20 protein-coding genes and 2 pseudogenes are annotated in these 21027 nt (G+C 66.9%); 9 read left to right on the top strand and 13 right to left on the bottom strand.

Features of this window, described 5'->3' with window-relative positions:
• Positions 1 to 276 precede the first annotated feature (276 nt).
• Positions 277 to 1062: a helix-turn-helix domain-containing protein gene (locus tag ACFY6U_RS10380; RefSeq protein WP_390037598.1), complete on the bottom strand. Its 786-nt coding sequence runs from the start codon at positions 1060 to 1062 to the stop codon at positions 277 to 279.
• Between the two features lie 82 nt (positions 1063 to 1144).
• Between ACFY6U_RS10380 and ACFY6U_RS10375 the strand changes: the two genes are divergently transcribed.
• The 4 genes and pseudogenes from ACFY6U_RS10375 to ACFY6U_RS10360 form a co-directional block, all read left to right on the top strand.
• On the top strand, positions 1145 to 1963 hold the full coding sequence (locus tag ACFY6U_RS10375; protein ID WP_390036678.1) for a phytanoyl-CoA dioxygenase family protein: 819 nt from the start codon (positions 1145 to 1147) through the stop codon (positions 1961 to 1963).
• The gene (locus ACFY6U_RS10370) at positions 1960 to 2235 is read left to right on the top strand and encodes a hypothetical protein (RefSeq protein ID WP_351485970.1); all 276 of its coding nucleotides are present in this window, start codon (positions 1960 to 1962) and stop codon (positions 2233 to 2235) included. The genes ACFY6U_RS10375 and ACFY6U_RS10370 overlap by 4 nt, the downstream gene beginning before the upstream one ends.
• A gap of 221 nt (positions 2236 to 2456) precedes the next feature.
• Positions 2457 to 2831: a hypothetical protein gene (locus tag ACFY6U_RS10365; protein ID WP_390036676.1), complete on the top strand. Its 375-nt coding sequence runs from the start codon at positions 2457 to 2459 to the stop codon at positions 2829 to 2831.
• A gap of 21 nt (positions 2832 to 2852) precedes the next feature.
• Positions 2853 to 3142: pseudogene (locus ACFY6U_RS10360) on the top strand (carbohydrate ABC transporter permease); the annotation flags it as partial.
• On the opposite strand, the gene ACFY6U_RS10355 reads toward ACFY6U_RS10360, so the two are convergent.
• From ACFY6U_RS10355 to ACFY6U_RS10325, 7 genes and pseudogenes are all read right to left on the bottom strand, one after another.
• Positions 3049 to 3351: a cellulase family glycosylhydrolase gene (locus tag ACFY6U_RS10355; protein WP_390036674.1), complete on the bottom strand. Its 303-nt coding sequence runs from the start codon at positions 3349 to 3351 to the stop codon at positions 3049 to 3051. The pseudogene ACFY6U_RS10360 and the gene ACFY6U_RS10355 overlap by 94 nt on opposite strands.
• A gap of 1318 nt (positions 3352 to 4669) precedes the next feature.
• Positions 4670 to 6007 carry a hypothetical protein gene (locus ACFY6U_RS10350; protein ID WP_390036672.1) on the bottom strand — a complete coding sequence of 446 codons (1338 nt, stop codon included), beginning with the start codon at positions 6005 to 6007 and terminating at the stop codon, positions 4670 to 4672.
• A gap of 143 nt (positions 6008 to 6150) precedes the next feature.
• A pseudogene (locus ACFY6U_RS10345) lies at positions 6151 to 7034 on the bottom strand (NADP-dependent oxidoreductase).
• A 28-nt stretch (positions 7035 to 7062) separates the two neighbouring features.
• Positions 7063 to 8115, bottom strand: a complete 1053-nt coding sequence (locus ACFY6U_RS10340) for an LLM class flavin-dependent oxidoreductase (protein ID WP_390036670.1) — start codon at positions 8113 to 8115, stop codon at positions 7063 to 7065.
• Positions 8116 to 8148: 33 nt separating this feature from the next.
• The gene (locus ACFY6U_RS10335) at positions 8149 to 9366 is read right to left on the bottom strand and encodes a DUF3500 domain-containing protein (protein ID WP_390036668.1); all 1218 of its coding nucleotides are present in this window, start codon (positions 9364 to 9366) and stop codon (positions 8149 to 8151) included.
• A complete protein-coding gene (locus tag ACFY6U_RS10330) occupies positions 9363 to 10223 on the bottom strand; it encodes a cupin domain-containing protein (RefSeq protein WP_390036666.1) in 861 nt (286 codons plus the stop codon). The genes ACFY6U_RS10335 and ACFY6U_RS10330 overlap by 4 nt, the downstream gene beginning before the upstream one ends.
• 42 nt (positions 10224 to 10265) lie before the next feature.
• A complete protein-coding gene (locus ACFY6U_RS10325) occupies positions 10266 to 10868 on the bottom strand; it encodes a cysteine hydrolase family protein (protein WP_390036664.1) in 603 nt (200 codons plus the stop codon).
• A 483-nt stretch (positions 10869 to 11351) separates the two neighbouring features.
• Between ACFY6U_RS10325 and ACFY6U_RS10320 the strand changes: the two genes are divergently transcribed.
• The 5 genes from ACFY6U_RS10320 (at position 11352) to ACFY6U_RS10300 (ending at position 16637) form a co-directional block, all read left to right on the top strand.
• Positions 11352 to 11894, top strand: coding sequence for a flavin reductase family protein (locus tag ACFY6U_RS10320; RefSeq protein ID WP_390036662.1), 543 nt, complete (start codon positions 11352 to 11354; stop codon positions 11892 to 11894).
• Between the two features lie 281 nt (positions 11895 to 12175).
• Positions 12176 to 13045, top strand: a complete 870-nt coding sequence (locus tag ACFY6U_RS10315) for a fumarylacetoacetate hydrolase family protein (protein ID WP_390036660.1) — start codon at positions 12176 to 12178, stop codon at positions 13043 to 13045.
• Entirely contained in the window at positions 13042 to 14685 is a 1644-nt protein-coding gene (locus tag ACFY6U_RS10310; protein ID WP_390036658.1) for a class I adenylate-forming enzyme family protein, read from the top strand. Before ACFY6U_RS10315 ends, ACFY6U_RS10310 begins: the two co-directional genes overlap by 4 nt.
• A gap of 22 nt (positions 14686 to 14707) precedes the next feature.
• Positions 14708 to 15850: a thiolase family protein gene (locus ACFY6U_RS10305; protein ID WP_390036656.1), complete on the top strand. Its 1143-nt coding sequence runs from the start codon at positions 14708 to 14710 to the stop codon at positions 15848 to 15850.
• A gap of 52 nt (positions 15851 to 15902) precedes the next feature.
• Positions 15903 to 16637 carry an SDR family NAD(P)-dependent oxidoreductase gene (locus ACFY6U_RS10300; RefSeq protein ID WP_390036654.1) on the top strand — a complete coding sequence of 245 codons (735 nt, stop codon included), beginning with the start codon at positions 15903 to 15905 and terminating at the stop codon, positions 16635 to 16637.
• Here the strand turns inward: ACFY6U_RS10300 and ACFY6U_RS10295 are convergent, their stop codons facing one another.
• From ACFY6U_RS10295 to ACFY6U_RS10275, 5 genes are all read right to left on the bottom strand, one after another.
• On the bottom strand, positions 16638 to 17306 hold the full coding sequence (locus ACFY6U_RS10295) for a GntR family transcriptional regulator (RefSeq protein WP_390036652.1): 669 nt from the start codon (positions 17304 to 17306) through the stop codon (positions 16638 to 16640). It lies immediately after the preceding gene.
• Positions 17307 to 17471: 165 nt separating this feature from the next.
• Positions 17472 to 18176 carry a hypothetical protein gene (locus ACFY6U_RS10290; RefSeq protein WP_390036650.1) on the bottom strand — a complete coding sequence of 235 codons (705 nt, stop codon included), beginning with the start codon at positions 18174 to 18176 and terminating at the stop codon, positions 17472 to 17474.
• Entirely contained in the window at positions 18173 to 18958 is a 786-nt protein-coding gene (locus ACFY6U_RS10285) for an HpcH/HpaI aldolase/citrate lyase family protein (RefSeq protein WP_390036648.1), read from the bottom strand. Before ACFY6U_RS10285 ends, ACFY6U_RS10290 begins: the two co-directional genes overlap by 4 nt.
• Positions 18943 to 19728: a 2-oxo-hept-4-ene-1,7-dioate hydratase gene (hpaH, locus tag ACFY6U_RS10280; RefSeq protein ID WP_390036646.1), complete on the bottom strand. Its 786-nt coding sequence runs from the start codon at positions 19726 to 19728 to the stop codon at positions 18943 to 18945. Before hpaH ends, ACFY6U_RS10285 begins: the two co-directional genes overlap by 16 nt.
• A gap of 87 nt (positions 19729 to 19815) precedes the next feature.
• Positions 19816 to 20985 carry an acyl-CoA dehydrogenase family protein gene (locus ACFY6U_RS10275; protein WP_390036644.1) on the bottom strand — a complete coding sequence of 390 codons (1170 nt, stop codon included), beginning with the start codon at positions 20983 to 20985 and terminating at the stop codon, positions 19816 to 19818.
• Positions 20986 to 21027: the final 42 nt, after the last annotated feature.

Raw genomic sequence — 21027 nt, 5'->3', positions numbered from 1 at the left:
CGAAGGGCACGGGCAAACGTTGGCCCGGGTACGGTCCGGATCTTGGGAGGGGGACGCGACCGGCGGCCTCGGCTGCTCTGCTGTTCCGAGGGCAGGCCCGTGAGAGGTGCGGGGGAGTCGTTGGCCCGGTGGTGGCGAGGGCGGAGCAAACTGTCCGTGGCGATGGGCATCGACGAGCCGGGAAGCACGACATGGGCCGTTGGGTCGCGGGGATTCGTCAAGGTCAGCTTCGCGTACGTGCTTCGCCGGGCACGAGGGAGCTGTCCGCCGCCCCGCTCACGGTCCTGGGCCGTCCGGCTCCGCAGGGGTAGCCGCACGTACGTCGCGCGGGCTCGCGCCGAGTTCGCGGCGGCAGGCCTTGTTGAAGGCCTGGAGATCGGCGATGCCCACGGCCGCCGCGATGGCGGTGATGGACAGGGTGGAGGACAACAGGAGGTGGCGGGCGCGTTGAAGGCGTCGGTGCCGGATGTACGACACGACCGTGAGGCCGGTTTCCGCACGGAACACTCGCGTCAGGTATGTGTGGGAGATTCCGACGGCACGTGCGACGTCCGGTACGGACAACGGGCCGGCCAGGTGTTCCTCGACGTAGGCCTGTGCCGCGGCCACGAAGGGGTGGCGGCGCCCGGCTCCGTCGCCCCTTGGCAACTCGGCGATGCGCCACAGAGCGGTCCAGACCTCGGCCGTGGCTCGCCGGGGGCAAGTCGGCATGGCCGTCACGGCGTGTCGGAGCAGATCGGCCAGGCGCGTGCTCTCGGCGGCGGCGTCCTGCATCACCGGCAGCACCCGCGCCGTTCCGCCGTCGTGCAGCCGTAGATGGACGTAGAGATGCTCCGACCTGCCCCGGTAGTGAAAGTGCACCTCGGTGTTCGGCGGCACCAGGCTGACGTGGCCGGGGCGTATGGGGTGGACCGACTGCCCGAGGGACAGGGCACCCTCGTAGTTGTAGAGGTGCAGCTGCCACAGGTCGGGCAGCCGGAAGACGTCGTGGGCGGCGGAGACGCCGTGCACCCCGATTCCTGCGTTGACCACGGTGGGCGACTCGTCGAGCCGTAGTGTCACGTGTTTCACGAGGGTGGAAAACTACCAGCACTGGGTGATTCCAGCCCACGACCGATCCGCGCGGGGGGCATACGTTCATCGCATGTCAACCAGCAAGCAACTCCTGACATCGGCTCAGGTGGCCCGCTTCGTCGCGCAGGGATTTCTGCGCCTGGACGGGGTGGTGCCGCAGGAGGTCAACGAACGGGCCGTCGCGGCCTTGACCGAGGGTTTGCCGGAAGTGTCCTACGGCACTCCGCTGGACGCGGCGTTCGCGCCGGACACCTTCGTCCACGAGCTGCTGGCCCTGCCGGTCGTGGCAGGCGCCGTCGAGAGCCTGGTCGGCCCCGAGCCGACCGTCGACCACCACGCGGTTCATGTGCGCGAGCCGCACGAGGGACAGGCGCAGCCGCTCCACGGGGACGCGATCATCGATGTGCGGCCGGATGCGTTCGACATCCAGCTCATGTACTACCCGCACGAGGTGACCGCCGAGATGGGCGGCACCCTCAGTGTGCCCGGAAGCCATCTGCGCAGGATCAACGAGACGGACGTCGGCCGGGTCCAGAACCTCAGGGGGCAGACCCGTCTGACCTGCCCGGCGGGGACGGTCGTCCTCGTGCACCACGGCATCTGGCACAGTGGCCGCCGCAACGACACCGCGGGCCGGCGTTACATGTACAAAATCCGCCTCAACCCGACCGTGCCGCAGGTGCGTCTGTGGGACCTCTCCGACCTGCACCACCCCGCGGTGACCACGGAACTCAACACGTACTTCCCCTGGTACGAGCAGGCCACGGCCCGACTGGAGATCTACAACCGGGTGCTGCTGTGGCGAGCCCTGACCGGTGACGACTCGTTCGATGTCGAGTACTGGGTCACACGCGTCGGCAACCGGCCGGCCCTGAGGAGTCACGCATGAGGCAGCAGGTTCTGGTCCTCTATCTCGCAACGTCGGCGCTGGACTCCGACGTGGTGGGCTGGTCCCGCTACGACGGGACCGGCCGTACCCGTCCGACGACCGGCGACAGCGACGAGCCGCCCTATGCCACCGGGCTTGCCGCGCTGCACGACGGGTGGCGCCTGTTCCAGGCATCCCAACTACTGCCGCCCCAGCCCGGCCACGAGTACGACGTCTCCTTCCTCAAGCACGAGTTCTTCTTCGAGAAGGTGGAGGACGGCTCTGGCCCTTGACCCGGCGCCGGCCACCCAGGGGAGGAGGCATCCCGTGAAGGGCGTTGTACCGCCGGGACGGCGCAGGCGGCCACTGTGGAGACGAACGCGTGGTACGTGCTGGTCGACCGGGGCAGTGGCAGGGCCGTCGAGGTGGACAACGCCTCGACCGCGGACGGTGCCGATACGGAGGCCGGACGGACGTCGCGTACCGGACCTACGACGACCGTGCGCTGCTGAACGTGTTTGGCGACGTGTGGCAGAACCCGGGCACCTGGCGCCCTCGGGTCGTGGTGGTCAACCTCGGCACCAACGACTTCTCGACCGCCGTCAACCCCGGTGAGCCACGGACGCCCGGCAGCCTCGCGGCCGCCTACCGCATGGCCTACGGCGACTTCATCCAGAAGCTGCGCACACGCCATGGAGCCGACGCGACCATCGTGGCGGTGGGAGCCGGCCAGTACGCCGGCCATGTACAGCAGGTGGTCAAGGCGCGCAACGACGCCGGCGACAGCCGGGTCCGCTACTGGTTCCTCGACGACACGGGCCTGGACTTCCTGGGCTGTGACTGGCACTACTCGGAGTCAGACACATGGGATGTCCTTGAGGCCCAGTGACACGCCTTTCGAAGCGCTTCGATCACTCGGTGCTTGTCCGAGCCGGAGGAGCCTCCGAACAAGGCAGGACTCACTGCCAAGAGCGGCTTCCTGGTTCCCTGCTGCCTGGGGTGCTCGGTCCGCTGTGGATCGTGATCGTCACCAGCCTCTCCCCGAAACCGGTGAACGACCGGGTCGGCGGCCTCGTCGTGATCCCCCAGGGCATCACCTTCGTCAACTACACGGAACTGCTCAGCGGTGGCCAGGTCAGCCGGGCGATCATGGTCTCGGTCGGTGTCACGCTCTTCGGCACGCTGTTCTCGATGACGGTGTTGTTGCCGCCGGACTTGCGCACGATGTCGTGGAAGGACGTGTTCGGCTCGTTGAGCAGCCTGGCCTTGAGGGAGGCGTCGGTGCCCTCGAACGTCGGCTCGTTGATGCTCTCGAAGGTCAGCCGGCCGGGCTCTTTCCGGAACATGCCGGCGATCTGGGTCCAGGTCGCCTTGTAGCGGGCGAGCACCGTGTCGTGGGCGGTGGGCATCTTGCTCGCCCGCTGCTGGCTTGCAGGGTTGCCTGGAGGGCAGGAACGCCTCCAGGCAACCGATTTGAGTCCTAGAAGAACCCGAGCTTCTGTGGACTGCACGAAACAAGAAGGTTCTTGGTCTGCTGGTGGTACATCGTCTGTGTGTCTCTGACCAGCACCGATGCGGGATGCTGAGGTTGGATGGTGGTCGCTGGCCCGTATATGGTCCGGATCTTGGTTCAGGGCGAGGGCGGAAGTGTGTCAGCTCGGGACCATGTCCGACATGGGCGGCCGCCTCGTCCGCTGACGTGACCGTGATTCGCAACATCCCGGCGTTGCCTGGCATTGGGGACCCGTCTCGGGCAGAACCCGGCGTACAGCCCGACTCGTCTGCCGCTCGGCATTTCCGCAGGTCAGATGTCATGTTTACTGGCTAAATAAACCCTCGGGGCCGAATCCGGGTCGAATCTGCGCTGCAGGCATCGTCGTTTCTGTCTGCCGCCCACGTCGCGTATTCGGGCATTTCGGGTGTCAAATGCGGCCCAGACTTGCCCTGTTGGACACATCTCGGATTCTGATGTACGCGGAAGTCCTTGCTGACCCGCTCGGGCGGAATCTCTTGTCGCCCGCATCCTGGGGTCCGCTGGCTGGCGCGACTGGCTGTCTTCGACGAGGCCCGGATGCTTTGGCCGCAGCCCGCGACGTGTCGCGGTACGACCTCTTCGGCATCACCTGCGTCGCCGACGTGGGCCAGGAAGCCGGAGCCATCCCGAATCCGAACTGAAGGCGAACGGGTATCCGCAGGGCGCACTTTGCCACCTGGAGCAGATGGTCCGACGGCCGCACCGGCGCCGTGGCGGCCAGCATGAACATCGATACATGGAGTGGGCGCCGAAACAACTGCCTGGCCTCTGGCCGCTGGCGGCGACGATCTGCAACGCCTCTGTTCCGAGGTAACCTTCGCCGATCTTGTGGTGACGCCCCATGTCCGCCTCGTTCAGGCGCAGGGACCGGCAACCACTCAACCGGGGAGGGTGCCGTTGCACCACGGGGCCCTTTGCCGTCGCCGTCGTGTGAATGGAACATGGCCGTCGGACACGCGAGCACGTCGTCAATGCCCTCACGTGTACCGATGGCAAACAGAGAGCTCTCGCACGGATCGGTTGACACACGATACGAGCAGCTCCCGCACCGGCTGGTTGAGAAGTCGAACATCTCTCTCAGCGGCACAGGAGCCCGTGCGTCGCGGGCCCGCTGCCCGTCATCTGATCAGGGGCCACTCTGACAGCGCTCACTTGTGCAGGCCGCCGCTTCGTCAGAAGGGTCGCACGCGCGGTCACATACCGGGCGGCACACCAAGTTTCGTCTGGATCCACTGCAGCTCCGGCGGCGCGCCCAGGAGTTCATGACCGATGTCCGGCAGCAGGCTGCGGCTGGCCACCGCGTGCTGACCACCGGATATGGCATCACGGATGACGCGCTGTAGCTTTCCGGCGCGCAGTGCGGTGCCTCCGCCCTTGTTGAACGCCCAGAGGGCGAGATCGCGGCTGACGTCGTGCATGTGCACACTGGCGCCGGCGAGCAGAGTGTTCAGCCGGCGGCTGAGGGTCTCCCCACGTGCCAGCGTGGCGTCGACCTCGGCAAAGACTTCGGCCCCGAGTGCGCGAGCCGAGCGGTAGGCCAGTTCGAAGTCCGCATACTCGGTGCGGAAGACCGGGTTGTCCGCGAGCCGGGTCGCTCCGGGCCTGGGCTCACTGGTCGCGTGGGAGGCGATCTCATCGAGGAGTCGACGGGTGATTCCGGACGCCCACGCCTGGCGCCCGAGGTGAACGACTGCCTGCAAGCCGGCGGTTGAGGTGCCAGGCGCTCCGGGCGGTGGGAACAGTGAGACGGCGTGGTGTTCCGGAACGAAGCAGTCGGTCACGCTGAAGTCGACGGAGCCGGTGCCGCGGAGCCCGATCGTGTCCCAGTTGCCCTTGAGGGTGACCTCCGAGGCCGGCACGAGAAACATGAGCGGAGGGCCGGGGACGGGCTGATCGCCGTCGAAGACCAGGGAGTTGCAGAGCACATAGTCCGCGTTCGGAAGGCCGCTGCAGTAGGAGTAGGACGCGGTGATCCGGTAGCCGCCCTCGACCCGGACGGCGCGTCCGTTTGGGTAGGCGGTCGCGGAACAGTTCGGTACCCCGTCGGCCAGGAGGGATTTCGCGACGGACTTCTCGAAGAGCGCCAGGAACAGGCCGAGGCCCGCGAAGATTCCTCCTGTCCAGCCGATGGCCCCGTCGATGTAGGCGAAGCGTTCGAAGACCAGGGCTGAGTCTCCGGCAGACAGGTCCAAGCCGCCCAGGTCCCTGGCGACATATGTCCAGCCCAGGCCGCTGTCTCGCAGCAACTCCATCGTGCGATCCGTGAGTTTGCCTGCTTCGTCGCAGGCCGGGCCTTCGAGCTGGAGTTCGTCGGCGATCGCATCCAGGGCGGCGAGCAGCCGGTCGCGGCCGGCGGCCGAGTCGGTGCCGGTCGCATTGGGCAGATCAGGAGTGGGGGTCATGGGAGCCTCGATCCGTGAGAACGGCGTTGCCGGGACGAGAGCCCGGGAACAGGGGAATTCGGAAGCCATCAGCTTCGGCAGGTATTCGGTGATGCCATCGGAATTGGCGTTGGGGATGGTTGCTGTCACATCGAACAATCTCTATTTCCGGGCGATATGCCTGTAATGCGGCCTGTGACGGCTTCAGCAGTCGGCGCCGCGCCCCGAAGCCGATGACGGCGCCCCGAAAGCTGTTCAGAGTGGTTGGTGCAACCGGCGGCAGCCAGTGCCTGTCAGGGGAGCAGCACCAGCCGCCCCCGAACCCCGCCCTCCGCGAACCGGGCATGTGCCTTGGCCGCGTCGTCGAGGGCGTAGGTCCCGGCCACCCGAGGGGTCAACACCCCTTCGTCGGCGAGCCGGACCAGCTCGGCCAGGCTCGCCCCGTCGGCGTTCACCTCGACACCACTGATCCTCACGCCACGCTGCGCCGACGGCAGCAGGTGCGGCAGGAGGCCGACGAAGGCGCCGCCGTCCCGAACCCACGCGAGGGCCTTATCACCGAGGATCGCCGCGTCGAGGACCGCGTCGAAGCTCTTCGGCTCCCCGCTCGTGACGTGCGCTGCCCCCAGCGACCGTACGAATTCCGCGTCGCCTTCGCGCGCCTGCCCCGTCACCACGATCCCGCGGCGGGCGGCGAGCTGCACGGCGTATCCGCCGACCGCACCCGCGGCGCCGGTCACCAGGAGCGACTGCCCCGGCGTCAACTCCAGGAGGTCCAGGGCCTGGAGCGCGGTCAGCGTGTTCAGCGGCAGAGTGGCGGCGTGCGCCGAGTCCACCGTCGAGGGCGCCTTGGCGACGGCGTCCGCAGGTACGACGACGTATTCGGCATGGGTGCCCAGCTGCTTGACCAGGCCGAAGAGGACGCCACGACCTTGTCGCCGACGTTCCAGTCGCTCTCCTCGCCGACCGCGTCGATCGTCCCGGCGACGTCCCAGCCGAGCCCTATCTGCTGCCCCTCGCCACCATAGACACCGGATCGTGCCGCGATGTCACACGGGTTCAGCGCGGCCGCGGCCACCTTGATCCGCACTTCCCGCGCATTCGGTTCGGGCACTTCGGTGTCCGCGATCTCCACGACCTCGGGTCCGCCGAAACCGTTCACTACTGCAGCACGCATGGTAAGTCTCCCTGTATTCATTGATCATTTACTCGGAGGTGGTGTTCGTGGGGTGCTGCCAGGCCCTGAGTCCGGGCATGATGTGTTCGGCGAACAGGTCCATGGAGCGGCGGACCGCGACCGTGTCCATGAACGCCTGACGGAAGGACAGGGCGAGGTTCGTGTGTCGAGCCGAACTGACCCTCTTGAGCAGCGATTCGGCGACCTGGTCCGGAGTGCCGACGTGGTACGGGATCAGTGGGTTGGCGGCCCACTCCCGCAGCTTCGCGGGTTCGGGCACATCCGGTTTTCCACTGGTGAGTTCCATCCCCACCCATTCGTGGCCGGCGAGCCAGCTGAGCCAGTGATGGATCCCGCGGGCTGCCTCGGCCCAGGCCTGGTCCTCGTCCTCGGCGATGTGCACCATGGCCAGGAGCCCTGACCCGTGGTCGGCGGGGTTGCGCCCATGCGCGCGCAGCTCGCTGTCGAACAGTTCCACGATCTGCGGACCGAACGCGGAAGCACCGGCGACGTTCAGTCCTCGGCGCGCGACACGCTTCACTCCGACGGGACCGCTGGCGGCGACCCAGACCGGCAGCTTCTCCTGGAGCGGCTTGGTGGTCATCCGCACGGCGGGGAAAGTGAAGTACTTGCCCTGATGGCTGAACTCGTCCTCGGTGAAGCACTTGAGGATGACGTCCAGTCCTTCGTAGAGGCGGCCTTGACGTTCGGCGGCGTCGACGTTGAAGGAGCGGAACTCCTCGTTGAACGACCCGGCGCCGACGGTAAGTTCGAATCGGCCCCCGGAGAGGATGTCGAGCGTGGCGGCTTCCTCCGCCACCAGGAGCGGATGCTGGAAGGGCAGCACGGTCAGGTAGGTGCCGATGCGGATCCGGCTCGTGCGGCCTGCGATCGCTGTCAGCACCGGGAACGGGCTGCAGGCCGCCTGATCCAACGAGAAGTGATGTTCGCCGAACCAGACGTGGGTGAATCCGAGCTGCTCGGCGTAGACCGCGTCGTCGATGTGGTCCTGGTAGATCTGCTGCAGGCTGCGCAGCTCCTCGGGATGCCGACGAATGACGGGCATGAAACCGACGTCCATGGCGGTCTCCTATCCGGTACGAGTTGTGCAGCGTCACGTGTGCGGGTGCTGGTGCTCGTAGTGCTGGCGCAGCAGGTCCTTGCCGTAGTCGCCGCCGTTGGGAGTGCGCACGATGGTGTGCACGTGGAACGTCTCCGGCTCGTCGTTGTCGAGGAAGATGCCGGCGTGGTTGTCGTACTCGATCAGCACGACCGGACTGTGCACCCGGTAGTAGAAGGGCGCGCCCTCGTCCCAACTCCCGATCCACCCCAGATGGGTGTCGTCGAGGAAGCGCTCGATCTGGTTCCGGCGGTGCGTGCGAGGCTGTGGGGGCAGGTTGTCCAGATAGGGGTCGGTGAGCGACATCAGCAGCTCACGCTGGCCCGCCGTCAGCTGGTCGCCCGCCAGTCCGACGTAGGGCAGCACACGGTTGTCGCGGCCCGCTGCGGTGCGATGACGGCCGTCGACGATGCCGGCGAGTTCGGGGGGTAGCTCGGAGGACAGCACCGAGCCGTACAGCAGCGCACGGTCACGCTGCGACGCGTTCAGGGAGTCCATGAACTCCCGGGCGAGAAGGCGGTGGTCGGCGAACACGGTGTCACCGCCGAACTCCACACCGAGGAAGGCCGGTGTGAGGACCAGCTGGCCGCCGATGAAGAGCGCGTGCAAGTCGATGTGGTGGCCCGCGAGTTGCCAGCCCCACGGCTGGTCGCGTGACGGCTCGCCGAACAGTGTGAACCGGTAACAGTACTCGGTGAGCGTGTCCGGGTAGATGCCGACCAGTTCGCCCAGCTCGGCGTTGAGACGCATCGCCGCGCGCATGCGCTCATAACCCGCAGGGGTGAGGGTGGCTTCGATCACCGACAGTGCCGCCTCACGTGTGGGGAGGGGCAGCTCCTGGAGCAGCAAGCCGTGTTCGGGGAACGTCAGAAACGCGTTGGACCACAGTCGCCATTCGGTGGCGTCGACCGGCAGCGCGCCACGGGTCTGCTGCTCAGGCGTGAGCTGATCCAGATAGTGCCGCGCCCTGTGCGCCGCCTGTTCGGTCGGAGCACCCTCGTCGGCAAGGGTGAAGAGGTCGGTGAGGGGTTGTCCGTCGGTCGTGATCCCGACGAAGGGCTCGGCGGCGGTTTCCGCCACCGGCGGCAGCTCCGCGTCCCCGACGAGCTTCATGATCGCCGCCACACCGGAGTCGTCGGAGAAGTCGACCGCGCCCCGCTTCAGCGCCAGGCGCTCCGGGCGCGGTTGGTAACCACCATGGAGACCGCTCATGGTTGTCCCACCTCGACCCGCTCGAACACGGACTGCGGACCGGTGACGTCGTCACCGTTGGCGCAGAAGTCCACACCGCTGTCCCAGGGCTTGCCCGGCTCGGGTGCGGGTGTGAGGAGCGCCAGGTGCTTCTCGGTCACGGTGCCGGCGTTGTACTGCCGGTGAGGGACACCGGCGGGCAGCACCACCAGCGTGCGGGGGCCGACGACATGCTTCTCCAGAGCGACCTCGACGGTCAGTTCCCCCTCCAGCACCAGGAAGTACTGGTCGAAGGCGTGGATGTGGGTGCCTGGCCCGGCTCCGCCCGGAGCGACTTCAAAGTAGTTGACGACCGCGTGCTGGGCGCCGGTCGCGGGACCTGCCAGAGGGAGCAGCTTGAGACCCGGCAACGGCTCCGTCAGGGCTTCGGGATCGACGCGACGGGTGTAACCGCGCTGGTCGGTGCGGTGGGCGACCGGTACGTCCTCGGGAGTGTCCACCATGTACGCCAACTGGGCCATCGGCGCGGGAGCGGGGATCAGCATCTCGAAGTGGGTCTCGGCACCCGGACCGTCGTTCCAGTTGCGGTGTGCCAGCCCGGCCGGGATGAACACCAGGGTGCCCGCGCCGATGTGCTGGACCTCGTGGCCCAGTTGGATGTTCATGTTTCCTTCGACCAGGTAGTACAGCTGGTCGACGTGGTGGTAGTGCAGGCCGGGGCCGCAACCGCCTTCCTCGATGTGGCTGTTGATCAGGATCGCGCTCTCCAGGTGGGAGAGGAACTGGGCGCGATAGCCGGGGAACCCCGTGTCGAAGGCCTTGTCCGGGTCGAAAGGTCGGACGTACTGCATGCGCGTCCGCGGTGTGGTGGGTGACATCTGCCTACTCCTCCGTCGTGTCGTTCGCCTGATGTGCGGGTCCTATCGGGAGAAGGCGGCTACGACATCCTCGGTGGTGACGACATCGCCCAGCAGCGTGAAGGTGTTCAGGGTGGCTTGGTGTGCCTCGTCGCTGCTCGTCGAGCACGCGTCGGACACGATGAGGCTGCGGTAGCCGTGGTTGACCGCATCGCGGGCCGTGTTCTCGACGGAGTAGTTGGTGGCGACGCCGGTGAAGAGGACGGTGTCGATGCCCTTCCCGCGCAGTACGTGGTCGAGTTCGGTGGCGTGGAAGCCGCTGACGGTGGTGTGGGTGATGACCACATCGCCGGGCTCAGGCGCAATGTCCTCGATGAGTTCGGCACCGTGGGTTCCGTCAACGAGGGCCTTGTTCTGTTCCACCAGGGCATGGAGGGGACAGTTGACGATCAGATCGTGGTAGCCGGGCCGGAATGCCTCCCGCAGGTAGATGACGGTGGTTCCCGCGGACCTGGCCGCCCTGGAGAGCAGGCCGGCCTTGGCGACCACACCGCGCCGCTGCACGCCCTCGGCGAAGAACGCTCCGAAAGCGCCCTCGGGCGCCACCATGTCGTACTGCCAGTGGACGTTGATCACGGCGGCACGGGCTGGATCGAATTCGATCATGATGTCCTCCAACAGGCGGGCCCACGGGCATCCGGTGGACCGCTGAGCTGTTTCAGATCGCAACATGACAGATCTCAACTGTCAATAGAAATGTTTATTCTCAAGTTAGACATGTCTATGTTACGTTCGACTGGACGCGTCGGGGTCGTCGGACCGTTCCCATGCGGCTCTGAGCCCTGCCGGTCCGGCAGGGCACGCGTACCAGAGGAGGTGGTACCGCATGGTCACACCACCCCGAGGAACCATGAGGGCGAGCCCCCTCCTCGGGCTCGCCGTCGCATGCGGGCGGGCCGAGCTCGCGTCGCATGAGCCTCGCCGACGCCGTAGGCCGCTACAGGGCGGCGAAACTACTCGGCTGGAAGCCCGAGCCGTCCGGCATCGAGCCGGGGCACTGCACATGACGCTGTTCGCCGCTGAGGTGCTGCCGACCGCGCTCTTTCAGGGACGACACGGCGCACACCTGACCTGAAAAGGACAGCAAGGATGACACCGATACCATCGCCGGCTGCGCAGAGCCGCTCAGGCAGGGGCGCGGCGCCCCTGGAAGCCACCCGTTTCCGTGACGTCCTGTCGGCGGTGCCCACCAGCGTTGTAGTGGTGACCGCCTTGGATCGCGGCGAGCCGGTGGGGCTGGCCGTCGGCACTTTCCTTTCGGTGTCGATGGATCCACCGCTGGTCGGATTTCTGCCCGCGGTGACATCGACCAGTTTCTTCCGGATACGACAGGCCGGCGCCTTCTGCGCGAACGTGCTGACGGTGAACCAGCAGCACGTTTCCCAGGCGTTCGCCACCAGTGGCGCCGACAAGTTCGCCGGCCTGTCCTGGCGTCCGGCGCCGGTGACCGGCTCGCCGGTGCTGGAGGGAGTGGCGGCGTGGATCGATTGCAGGATCACGACTCTGCACGAGGCGGGGGACCATTTCATCGTCATCGGTGAGGTCGCCGACCTCGATGCGACACCGGGGGAGGTACCGCTGGTGTTCCACCGCCGCCGCTATACGGGTGCCATAGAGCCGACCGCGGCCTGACCGCCGAGCATCTCGCCGGACGCCCGGCGCGTTGGTCGCGGCCGAGAGTTCGAGGAGAGCGGAGAAGTCGTCGGACTCGATGTGGCCGGGATGCGCTCCCCAGTCGAAGAACATCGTGTCGGGCGGATGCCTGATGCGGATCACGTCCGCGCGCATGGCAAGAACGCCCGATCACTGCACGACTCGGCCGCCGCGTCCAACGCGGTGCCGACCGACCGGACAGCCGACCGGTACCTCGTCGCATTCGCTTCCGAGACAAGACTTTATGAGGAGAAGCACCGATGAAGCTGCTCACGTATCGCATCGGCGACAGGGTGTCATTCGGCGTCCTGTCGTCCGACGGCGTCATCGACGGCGCCGAGACGCTCGGCGGAGAGGCCACCTCGATCCGGCAACTTCTGGAACGCGATCTCACGGGCCGTCTCGAGCGGCTCAGCGCCGGTCGCGAGGCCACCCACTCGCTGGCCGAGATCGAATACCTCCCGCCGGTCCCGGACCCGGCGAAGATCCTTTGTGTGGGGGTCAACTACGTCGACCACCGAGAGGAGACGGGGCACTCCGAGAAACCGGAGCACCCGACCATCTTCAGCCGGTTCGCCGACACTCAGGTCGGTCACGAACGCCCCGTCGTCCATCCGCCGAACACGAGGCAGCTGGACTACGAAGGGGAGGTCGCGATCGTCATCGGCCGTCATGTGTCGGTGATCGAAACGGACGCCGACGCCCGGGCGGCGATCGCGGGACTGTCGTGCTACAACGACCTGAGCGTACGGGACTGGCAGTTGCACAACAGCCAGTGGCTGCCCGGCAAGAACTTCCGCGGCGTCGGTTCCTTCGGTCCGTACCTGGTCACGCTGGACGAGTTCGACGACCTCGGATCGGTACGGCTCACCACCCGGGTCAACGGCGAGCTGCGGCAGGACGCCACACTGGATCAACTCGTCTTCGATTTCACGGCGATTCTGGGGTACGTCACCGGGTTCACCTCCCTGGCTCCCGGCGACGTGATCGCCACGGGAACCCCGGGCGGGGTCGGACTCGTCGCGAAGCCTCCGCGTCTTCTGGTTCCCGGAGACGTGACCGAGATCGAGGTGTCGGGCGTCGGGGTGCTCCGGAACGAAGTCGTAGCAGCGCCGGAGGATCGGCGGTGAACAGGCAGCCCTGGCTGACCACGTATCCCGCTGATCTTCCGCAGAGGATCAACCCCGAGTCCGAGTCGATGCTCGAACTGTTCGCGACCACTGCCACCAAGTTCCCCGAAAGAACCGCGATCGCCTATTTCGACGGTGCCCTGTCCTTCCGCACCCTCGACGAACGCTCGGACGCCCTGGCGGTCGCCCTGACGGAAGGCGGCTTCGCTGCCGGCGACCGGCTCGCGATCCACACCCAGAACAACCCCGTGTTCGTGGTCGGCCTCCTCGCCGCGTGGAAGGCCGGTGGTATCGCCGCTCTCGTCAACCCCATGAACACGGCGCGCGAGCTGTCCTACCTGCTCAGGGACTCGGGCGCGACGGCCCTGCTGAGCCTCGACGACCTGTACTTGTCCGTCGCCCGGGACGTACTCGACAGCGGGCAGACCCAGGTCCGGCAGGTCTTCGTGGCATCCGCACGCGACGACCAGGAGCGTGACGACGAGCGAGTCCTTCCCGTGGGTGAGCGATCCGCGGCCCCCGGGGCCGTGCGGCTGACGGACGTGTTCTCCCGGCATCGTGGCCTCCGGCCGGCACCGGTCAGCGTGAACGCCGAGAAGGCGGCGGTCCTGACCTACACCTCCGGCACGACCGGAGTGCCCAAGGGGGCGATCAACACTCACGGCAACCTGGCCTTCAACACCCACACCTACCGCGAGTGGATGAAGCTGAGCCAGGGCGACGTCGTCCTCGGTATCGCTCCGCTGTTCCACATCACCGGGCTCGTCGGGCACGTCTGCGTCTCCCTGGTGGTCGGCTCGAAACTCGTACTCGCCCACCGTTTCGAGGGCAGGGTCGTCCTGGACGCGATCCGCGAGCACCGGCCGACATTCACCGTCGGCGCCATCACCGCCTTCAACCATCTCTCCGGGCTCCCCGGGACCACGAAGGACGACTTCGCGTCGCTGCGGGCGGTCTACTCCGGCGGCGCCCCGATCGCGCCCCCACTGCGCGACAGGATCCTGGCCCGCACCGGGATGAACATCCACAACTGCTACGGGATGACCGAGACAACCTCGCCGACGCACGCCGTACCGCTGGGTGTGGCGGCGCCCGTCGACCCTGGGACGGGCGCCCTGTCGGTCGGCCTCCCCGTCTTCAACACGTCCGTGCGTGTCATCGACGACAACGGAACGCCACTGCTCCCGGGCGAGACAGGCGAACTCGTCGTCTCCGGTCCGCAGGTCACCCCCGGCTACTGGAACAAGCCGGCAGACACGGCGGAAAAGATCGTCGACGGTGAGCTCCACACCGGCGACATAGGCATGATGGACGAAGACGGCTGGTTCTACCTGGTCGGGCGGAAGAGCGACATGATCATCGCTTCCGGCTACAAGGTGTGGCCCAGAGAGGTGGAGGACGTCCTCCTCAGCCACCCCGCCGTGCGCGAGGCCGCGGTGATCGGCGTCGCCCACGAATACCGGGGGCAGACGGTCAAGGCGTTCGTGTCCTTCACACCCGGACGGACGACCAGTCCGGAGGCCCTCACCGTGTTCTGCAAGGAACGGCTGGCGGCGTACAAGTACCCGCGTGTCATCGAGATCGTGGACGAGTTGCCCAGGAGTCCGGCCGGCAAGATCCTGCGGCGCGAGCTGCGGTGAATCCCGAGGGAATGAGCAGATCATGAACGACGCCGTCATCGTCGCCGCCGTGCGCACCCCCGTGGGCAAGCGCGGCGGCGCACTGTCGACCGTCCACCCGGCCGACCTGTCCGCCCACGTGCTCGAGGCTCTCGTCGAACGCACCGGAATTCACCCGGCGCTCATCGACGACGTGGTGTGGGGATGTGTCAGCCAGGTCGGGGAGCAGACCTTCGACATCGCCCGCACCGCGGTTCTGTCGGCGGGCTGGCCCGAGTCCGTCCCCGGGACCACGGTCGACCGTCAGTGTGGCTCGTCCCAGCAGGCCGTGCACTTCGGTGCCGCAGGCCTCATGGCCGGTTACTACAACGTGGTCGTCGTCGGGGGAGTGGAGAACATGTCGCGGGTCCCCATGGGATCTGCGGCCGCCACCGGCAATCCGATAGGTGAGCGTTATATCAAGCGCTACGGCCCCGAGTTCCCGAACCAGGGGATCGGCGCGGAGATGATCGCCGACGCGTGGGGTCTGTCACGGACCCAGCTCGACGAGTTCGCGCTCAGCTCACACGAGCGCGCGGCCATCGCCACGGATGCCGGGCTGTTCACCGCGGAGATCGAACCCGTCGTGGCGGCCGACACGATGGTCACGACGGACGAGGGCATACGACGCGGCGGAACCGTCGACAAGCTGAGCACGCTCCGCCCGGCCTTCCGCGAGGACGGCCGGATCACCGCCGCCAACTCGTCGCAGATCTCGGACGGAGCGGCCGCGCTGCTGATGATGACGAGCGACGGGGCGGCGGCCATGGGCCTGACGCCCCTCGCCCGCGTCCACACGGCGGTCGTCACCGGCTCCGCTCCGATGCCGATGCTGACCGGCCCGATCCCGGCGACACACAAGGTGCTGGCCAAGTCGGGAGTCAGCCTCGACGAGATCGGCGTCTTCGAGGTCAACGAGGCCTTCGCCTCGGTGGTGCTGGCCTGGGCGGCGGAGTTCGACGTGGACATGGCCCGAGTGAACCCCCGTGGTGGTGCCATCGCACTCGGCCACCCCCTGGGCGGCTCGGGTGCCCGGCTGATGACCACCATGATCCACCACATGCGCGCCGAGAACATCCGGTACGGCCTGCAGACGATGTGCGAGGGCGGCGGCCAGGCGAACGCGACGCTCCTCGAACTTCTCTGACACGCATGAACCTTATGAACCTCATGAAGCCCCTGTCTGGAGAGAACTCGCGATGAACCTGTCCTTCGACTTCACCGGCCAGACCGTGATCGTGACCGGCGGTGCGCGAGGCATCGGTCTCGAACTCGGCCGGTTCTTCGCCGACTCCAGTGCCGACGTCTTCCTCGTCGACTACGACGGCGAGGAGGTCCGCAAGGCCGCGGCCGAGGTCGGAGCACGGGCCGTTCCCGGTGACGTCAGCAGCACCGAGGACATCGACAAGGCCGTGGAGCGGATCATCGCCGAGACCGGCCGGATCGATGTCATCGTCAACAACGCCGGAATCCTGCGCGACAAGGTCCTGTGGAAGCTCACGGACGACGACTGGGAGAGCGTCCTGGCCATCCACGCCGGCGGCACCTTCCGGCTGACCCGTGCCTGCGTTCCGCACTTCCGAGCCCGGGGCTACGGCCGCGTGGTCAACGTCACCTCCTACACCGGGCTGCACGGCAACACCGGTCAGGCGAACTACGCCACCGCCAAGGCGGGCATCATCGGGTTCACCAAGACCGCGGCCAAGGAGCTGGCCCGGTTCGGGGTCACGGTGAACGCGATCTCTCCCAATGCGGAGACCCGGATGGTCGCCTCCGTCCCGGACGAGAAGAAGGCCGAACTGGCATCGGGCATCCCCATGGGCAGGTTCGGCGAGGCCTCCGAGATGTGCGCCGCGGTGGGCTTCCTCGCCTCCCGCGAAGCGGGGTATGTCACCGGCGTCGTACTGCCCGTCGACGGCGGGATCTCGATCTGATCAGGAGGCGCGTTCGATCTCCAGGGGAACCGACCGGATGGACTGTGCGCCCTGAAGAATCCCGATAATCCCCGTTATGCCGTTCTGGATCACATTGACGACCGCCTCCCGGGCACGTTTCTCATCGCGGTTCGCCATAGCGTCATTGAGCGCGTTGCGCCAGTGGATGTAATTGGGATGACTCAGATCTTCCTGCGACAATCCGAAATTAAGAACCCGTTCCACATGCGTCGCCAAGGGAAGCGCCATTCCCGCCATCATCGGATTGCCGCAAATCTGGACGAGGTAACGGATCGGAGCTGCCCTCAGGTCAGGTATGACTTCGGACGGGCGAGGGCCCGGTGCCCACGCCATCACCAATTCACCCAGCCTGGCGATCTGCTCATCGGTGGCGTTGCGGACGCTCAACACCACCAGCCCCGGGGCGGTCAACTGGAAGGCTTCGAGAATGTCGTGGACGCTCTGCAGCGTGATCGGCGTGACCTGCCAGCCCTTGCGCTTCACCGGGCGGGCGAACCCAGCCGCCTCCAAACGCTGCAGCGCCTGCATCATCGGAGTCCGGCCCAGGCCAAGCGACTCCGAGAGCTCGGACGCCTTGATCCACGTACCCGGAGCCAGTTCGCAGCTCACGATGGCGTCAAGGAGTGTCTCAAAGGCCTTGTCGCTCATCGGCTGTGACTTGCTCTGCCGACTCTTCCCCTCCGTCATAGCCGTATTATAGGCGAAGCTCCGCGCGAGTCGAACAGGCTGGCTTTACTCATTGCGGTCAGGGTGCAAGGATCTGGGTTTTCGCTCACGAGCCGGCTCCTTCAAGCCTCTTTTTCCCGTGGATCGTCAGTGACTCTCGCGCCACTTGTCGAACTCGTCTTTCCAGTGGCCGGCAGGAGGGAAAAGTCCCTCGATCGGGTTCCCTTCCGCGATCCGCTCTGCCACCCAGGCGTCTTGTTTCTCCTGCTCGGCCGCGGCGTCGGCCACCTCCTTGACGAGGTGCGCCGGAATGACGACGACACCGTCGTCGTTTCCGACCACGATGTCCCCGGGCTGGACCGCCACTCCTCCGCACGTGATGGTGGTGTCCTTCTCCCAGGGCACGTGGCGGCGGCCGAGGACCGCGGGGTGAACCGACCGGGTGAAGGTCGGAATGCCGATGTCGGCGACGGCGGCCGAGTCCCGGACACCTCCGTCGCTGACGATTCCGGCAGCGCCGAGCACCTTGGCGCGAAGGGCGAGAACATCACCGAACGTCCCCGTGGTGGGATCCTGACGCGCCTCGATCACCAGTACATCACCGGCCCGGAGACCATCGAAGGCTTGCTTCTGGGCGTTGTAACCGGACCCGTGCTCATCGGAGAGGTCGGGTCGGTAGGCGACGAAGCGAAGCGTTCGAGCGGGGCCGACGAGCTTGCTGCCCGGCACACGGGAGTGAACGCCGTCGACCGACATGTCCGGGTAGCCCCGTCGACGCAGCTCCGCGCTGATCGTGGCAACAGCAGTCTGCCGCAACTTTTCCCGCACGTCGGCGTCCAAAGTCGCGCTCACGACGGGCCTCCTCCCGTGTAGGCGGACATCAACCGCTCACTGCCCCGCGCCAGCAGGTCCACGTCGGCGCCGACCAGGATGAAGTCGGCACCCGCGTCGATGTAGCGCCGGGCGAGGGCGGGAGCGAACGCGTTCACCCCGACCTTCCTTCCGGCACGCCTCGCGGCCGTGATGCAGGTGGTGACGGCGTGCACGACATCAGGGTGATCCTGTCGGCCCAACAACCCCATGGACGCGGCCAGATCGGAGGGGCCGACGAAGATGCCGTCGATGCCGGGTGTGGTGGCGATGTCCGCGACGTTCTTCACGGCGGAGTCGGACTCGACCTGCACGTACACCGAGAGCGTCTCCCGGGCCCGGTCCAGGTAGTTCGGGACCCGGTTCCAGCGAGATCCGCGGGCCAGCGCACTGCCGACCCCGCGGATCCCCTCCGGTGGGTAGGTGGCGGCTCGTGCCACTTCCCTGGCCTGTGCACCGTCATCGATCATCGGGATCAGCAAGTTCTGCACGCCGAGGTCGAGATACTGCTTGATCGTGACCGGGTCGGCGCTGGGGGGCCGTACCACCGCGGTGACCGGGTAGGCGTTCGTCGCCTGCAGTTGGCCGAGCAGCGTCATGAGGTCGCTGGGGCTGTGCTCTGTGTCGATGAGCAGCCAGTCGAGGCCGCTGCCGGCGCAGAGCTCGGTGACAAGGGGACTGCCGCTGCAGACCCACATCCCGATCAGTGTCCGGTCCGCCTCGGCGAGCACCGAGCCGAATGACGGGGCTAGAGGAATCGGCATGTGACCGCCCCGAGGTTGCCGTAGTCGGCATGGATCGTGTCACCACGCTCGACCCAGAGCGGACGGGTAAATGATCCGGAGAGGACGATGTGGCCGGCGCTGAGCGTCGTGCCGTGCTGGAACAGCTTGTTCGCCAGCCACGCGACTCCGTTGGCGGGGTGGTTGAGCACGCCGGCGGCGAGGCCGGTCTCCTCGATGGTCTGGTTGCGGTAGAGGAGCGCGCCGACGCGCCGCAGGTCGAGGTCGTCGACGGGCACGGGACGGCCACCGACCACCATGGCTCCCATGGCCGCGTTGTCGCTGATCGTGTCGACGATGGTCCGTCCCGCGAGCTCGACGCGGGAGTTGAGGATCTCTATCGCCGGTACGACGTACTGCGTTGCGGCGAGAACGTCGAAGACCGTGCAGCGCGGTCCCGTGAGGGGCCGACTCAGCACGAAGGCCAGTTCGACTTCGACGCGCACGTTGGAGAATTCGTCGTGCGAGAGGTCGGCGCCGCTCTCAAGAACCATGTCGTCGAAGACGACACCGTAGTCCGGCTCGGTGATCCCGGTCGCCTCCTGCATCACCCGGGAGGTGAGCCCGATCTTGTGTCCGACAACGATATGGCCTTCTTCTTCACGCCGCCGCGACCACAGCTCCTGCACGGCGTAGGCGTCCTCGACCGTCATTCCGGGGTTGCGGGCCGTCAGCAGAGGCACCACCGTGCGATGGTGACGCGCCTTGGCCAACTCGTCGACGATCTCCTCGATGCGCGCATGTTCGAGCATGCACCCTCCCATTAATCGTTAACTGAAATCATATATGATTTCGTACTTGAAGTGCGGAGGCTCGCATGCGACTTCCCGTGACGGTCCTCACGCATCCAGCCCTCCGCGCTTGACGAGCTGGCTCGCGATGACGTTGCGCTGGATCTCGTTCGTGCCCTCGCCGACGATCATCAACGGGGCGTCGCGAAAGTACCGTTCGACGTCGAACTCGGTGGAGTAGCCGTAACCGCCGTGCACGCGCATGGCGTTGAGCGCGATCTGCATCGCGGTCTCGGAGGCGAAGAGCTTGGCCATGCCCGCCTCCATGTCCACGCGGCGGCCGGCGTCAGCCTCTCGTGCCGCATGCAAGGTGAGTTGCCGCGCCGCGGTCAGCGAAGTCGCCATGTCGGCCAGGTAGTTGCCGATGGACTGGTGCTTCCAGATCGGCTTGCCGAACGACTCGCGTTCCTGGGCGTAGGCCAGGGCGTCCTCCAGCGCCGCACGGCCCACCCCGAGCGCGCGGGAGGCGACCTGGAGGCGCCCGGTCTCCAGGCCCTTCATCATCTGTGCGAAGCCCTTGCCCTCCACGCCACCGAGCAGTGCGTCCGCCGGCGCCCGGTAGTCCTCGAAGGACAGCTCGCAGCTCTCCACGCCCTTGTAGCCGAGCTTGGGCAGGTCACGGGAGACGGTCAGGCCCGGTCCGTGCTCCACGAGCAGGACCGAGATGCCCCTGTGCGCCGGAGTGGCGTCCGGGTCCGTCTTGCACAGCAGGGCGATGAGCCCGGAGCGTCGGGCGTTGGTGATCCATGTCTTCGCCCCGTTGACCGCGTATCCGCCGTCGGCGTCGTGGCGGGCGACGGTGCGCAGGGCCTGAAGGTCCGAGCCGCCGCCTGGTTCGGTCAGCGCCATCGTCGCGCGGATCTCGCCGGTGGCCATCTTCGGCAGGTATCGGCGCTTCTGCTCCTCGGTGCCGAAGTGCAACAGCAGCTTGGCGACCACGGTGTGGCCGCCCATCGCCCCGGCCAGGCTCATCCAGCCACGGGCCAGCTCTTCGGTGATCAGGACGTAACAGGAGGTGGAGACCGGGGTGCCGCCGTACTCCTCGGGGACGGCGAGGCCGAAGACTCCGAGGGACTTCATCCGCTCGATGAGGGCGTCGGGGTAGGCGTTGGCATGTTCCAGCTCCTGGACTGCGGGTTTCACGTCCTTCTCGACGAAGTCGTGCACGGTACGGACGATGAACTGTTCGTCCTCGGGCAGGAGGTCCAGAGTGCCCATGCGGCAGTGCTCCTTGCTGAAGTGTCGGCGGTGAAGAGCGGT

The organism is Streptomyces sp. NPDC013157 (genome assembly GCF_042899865.1).
GTDB lineage: Bacteria > Actinomycetota > Actinomycetes > Streptomycetales > Streptomycetaceae > Streptomyces.
Note: the sequence above shows the minus strand (reverse complement) of the source record. Positions and strands in the feature narration are given on the sequence as shown.

What these genes read in the sequence shown, in the direction of transcription:
- ACFY6U_RS10375 (WP_390036678.1), top strand. Translation starts at nt 1,145, where the DNA reads ATGTCAACCAGCAAGCAACTCCTGACATCGGCTCAGGTGGCCCGCTTC.
- ACFY6U_RS10370 (WP_351485970.1), top strand. Translation starts at nt 1,960, where the DNA reads ATGAGGCAGCAGGTTCTGGTCCTCTATCTCGCAACGTCGGCGCTGGAC.
- ACFY6U_RS10355 (WP_390036674.1), bottom strand. Translation starts at nt 3,351, where the DNA reads ATGCCCACCGCCCACGACACGGTGCTCGCCCGCTACAAGGCGACCTGG.
- ACFY6U_RS10340 (WP_390036670.1), bottom strand. Translation starts at nt 8,115, where the DNA reads ATGGACGTCGGTTTCATGCCCGTCATTCGTCGGCATCCCGAGGAGCTG.
- ACFY6U_RS10335 (WP_390036668.1), bottom strand. Translation starts at nt 9,366, where the DNA reads ATGAGCGGTCTCCATGGTGGTTACCAACCGCGCCCGGAGCGCCTGGCG.
- ACFY6U_RS10330 (WP_390036666.1), bottom strand. Translation starts at nt 10,223, where the DNA reads ATGTCACCCACCACACCGCGGACGCGCATGCAGTACGTCCGACCTTTC.
- ACFY6U_RS10325 (WP_390036664.1), bottom strand. Translation starts at nt 10,868, where the DNA reads ATGATCGAATTCGATCCAGCCCGTGCCGCCGTGATCAACGTCCACTGG.
- ACFY6U_RS10320 (WP_390036662.1), top strand. Translation starts at nt 11,352, where the DNA reads ATGACACCGATACCATCGCCGGCTGCGCAGAGCCGCTCAGGCAGGGGC.
- ACFY6U_RS10315 (WP_390036660.1), top strand. Translation starts at nt 12,176, where the DNA reads ATGAAGCTGCTCACGTATCGCATCGGCGACAGGGTGTCATTCGGCGTC.
- ACFY6U_RS10305 (WP_390036656.1), top strand. Translation starts at nt 14,708, where the DNA reads ATGAACGACGCCGTCATCGTCGCCGCCGTGCGCACCCCCGTGGGCAAG.
- ACFY6U_RS10300 (WP_390036654.1), top strand. Translation starts at nt 15,903, where the DNA reads ATGAACCTGTCCTTCGACTTCACCGGCCAGACCGTGATCGTGACCGGC.
- ACFY6U_RS10295 (WP_390036652.1), bottom strand. Translation starts at nt 17,306, where the DNA reads ATGAGCGACAAGGCCTTTGAGACACTCCTTGACGCCATCGTGAGCTGC.
- ACFY6U_RS10285 (WP_390036648.1), bottom strand. Translation starts at nt 18,958, where the DNA reads ATGCCGATTCCTCTAGCCCCGTCATTCGGCTCGGTGCTCGCCGAGGCG.
- hpaH (WP_390036646.1), bottom strand. Translation starts at nt 19,728, where the DNA reads ATGCTCGAACATGCGCGCATCGAGGAGATCGTCGACGAGTTGGCCAAG.
- ACFY6U_RS10275 (WP_390036644.1), bottom strand. Translation starts at nt 20,985, where the DNA reads ATGGGCACTCTGGACCTCCTGCCCGAGGACGAACAGTTCATCGTCCGT.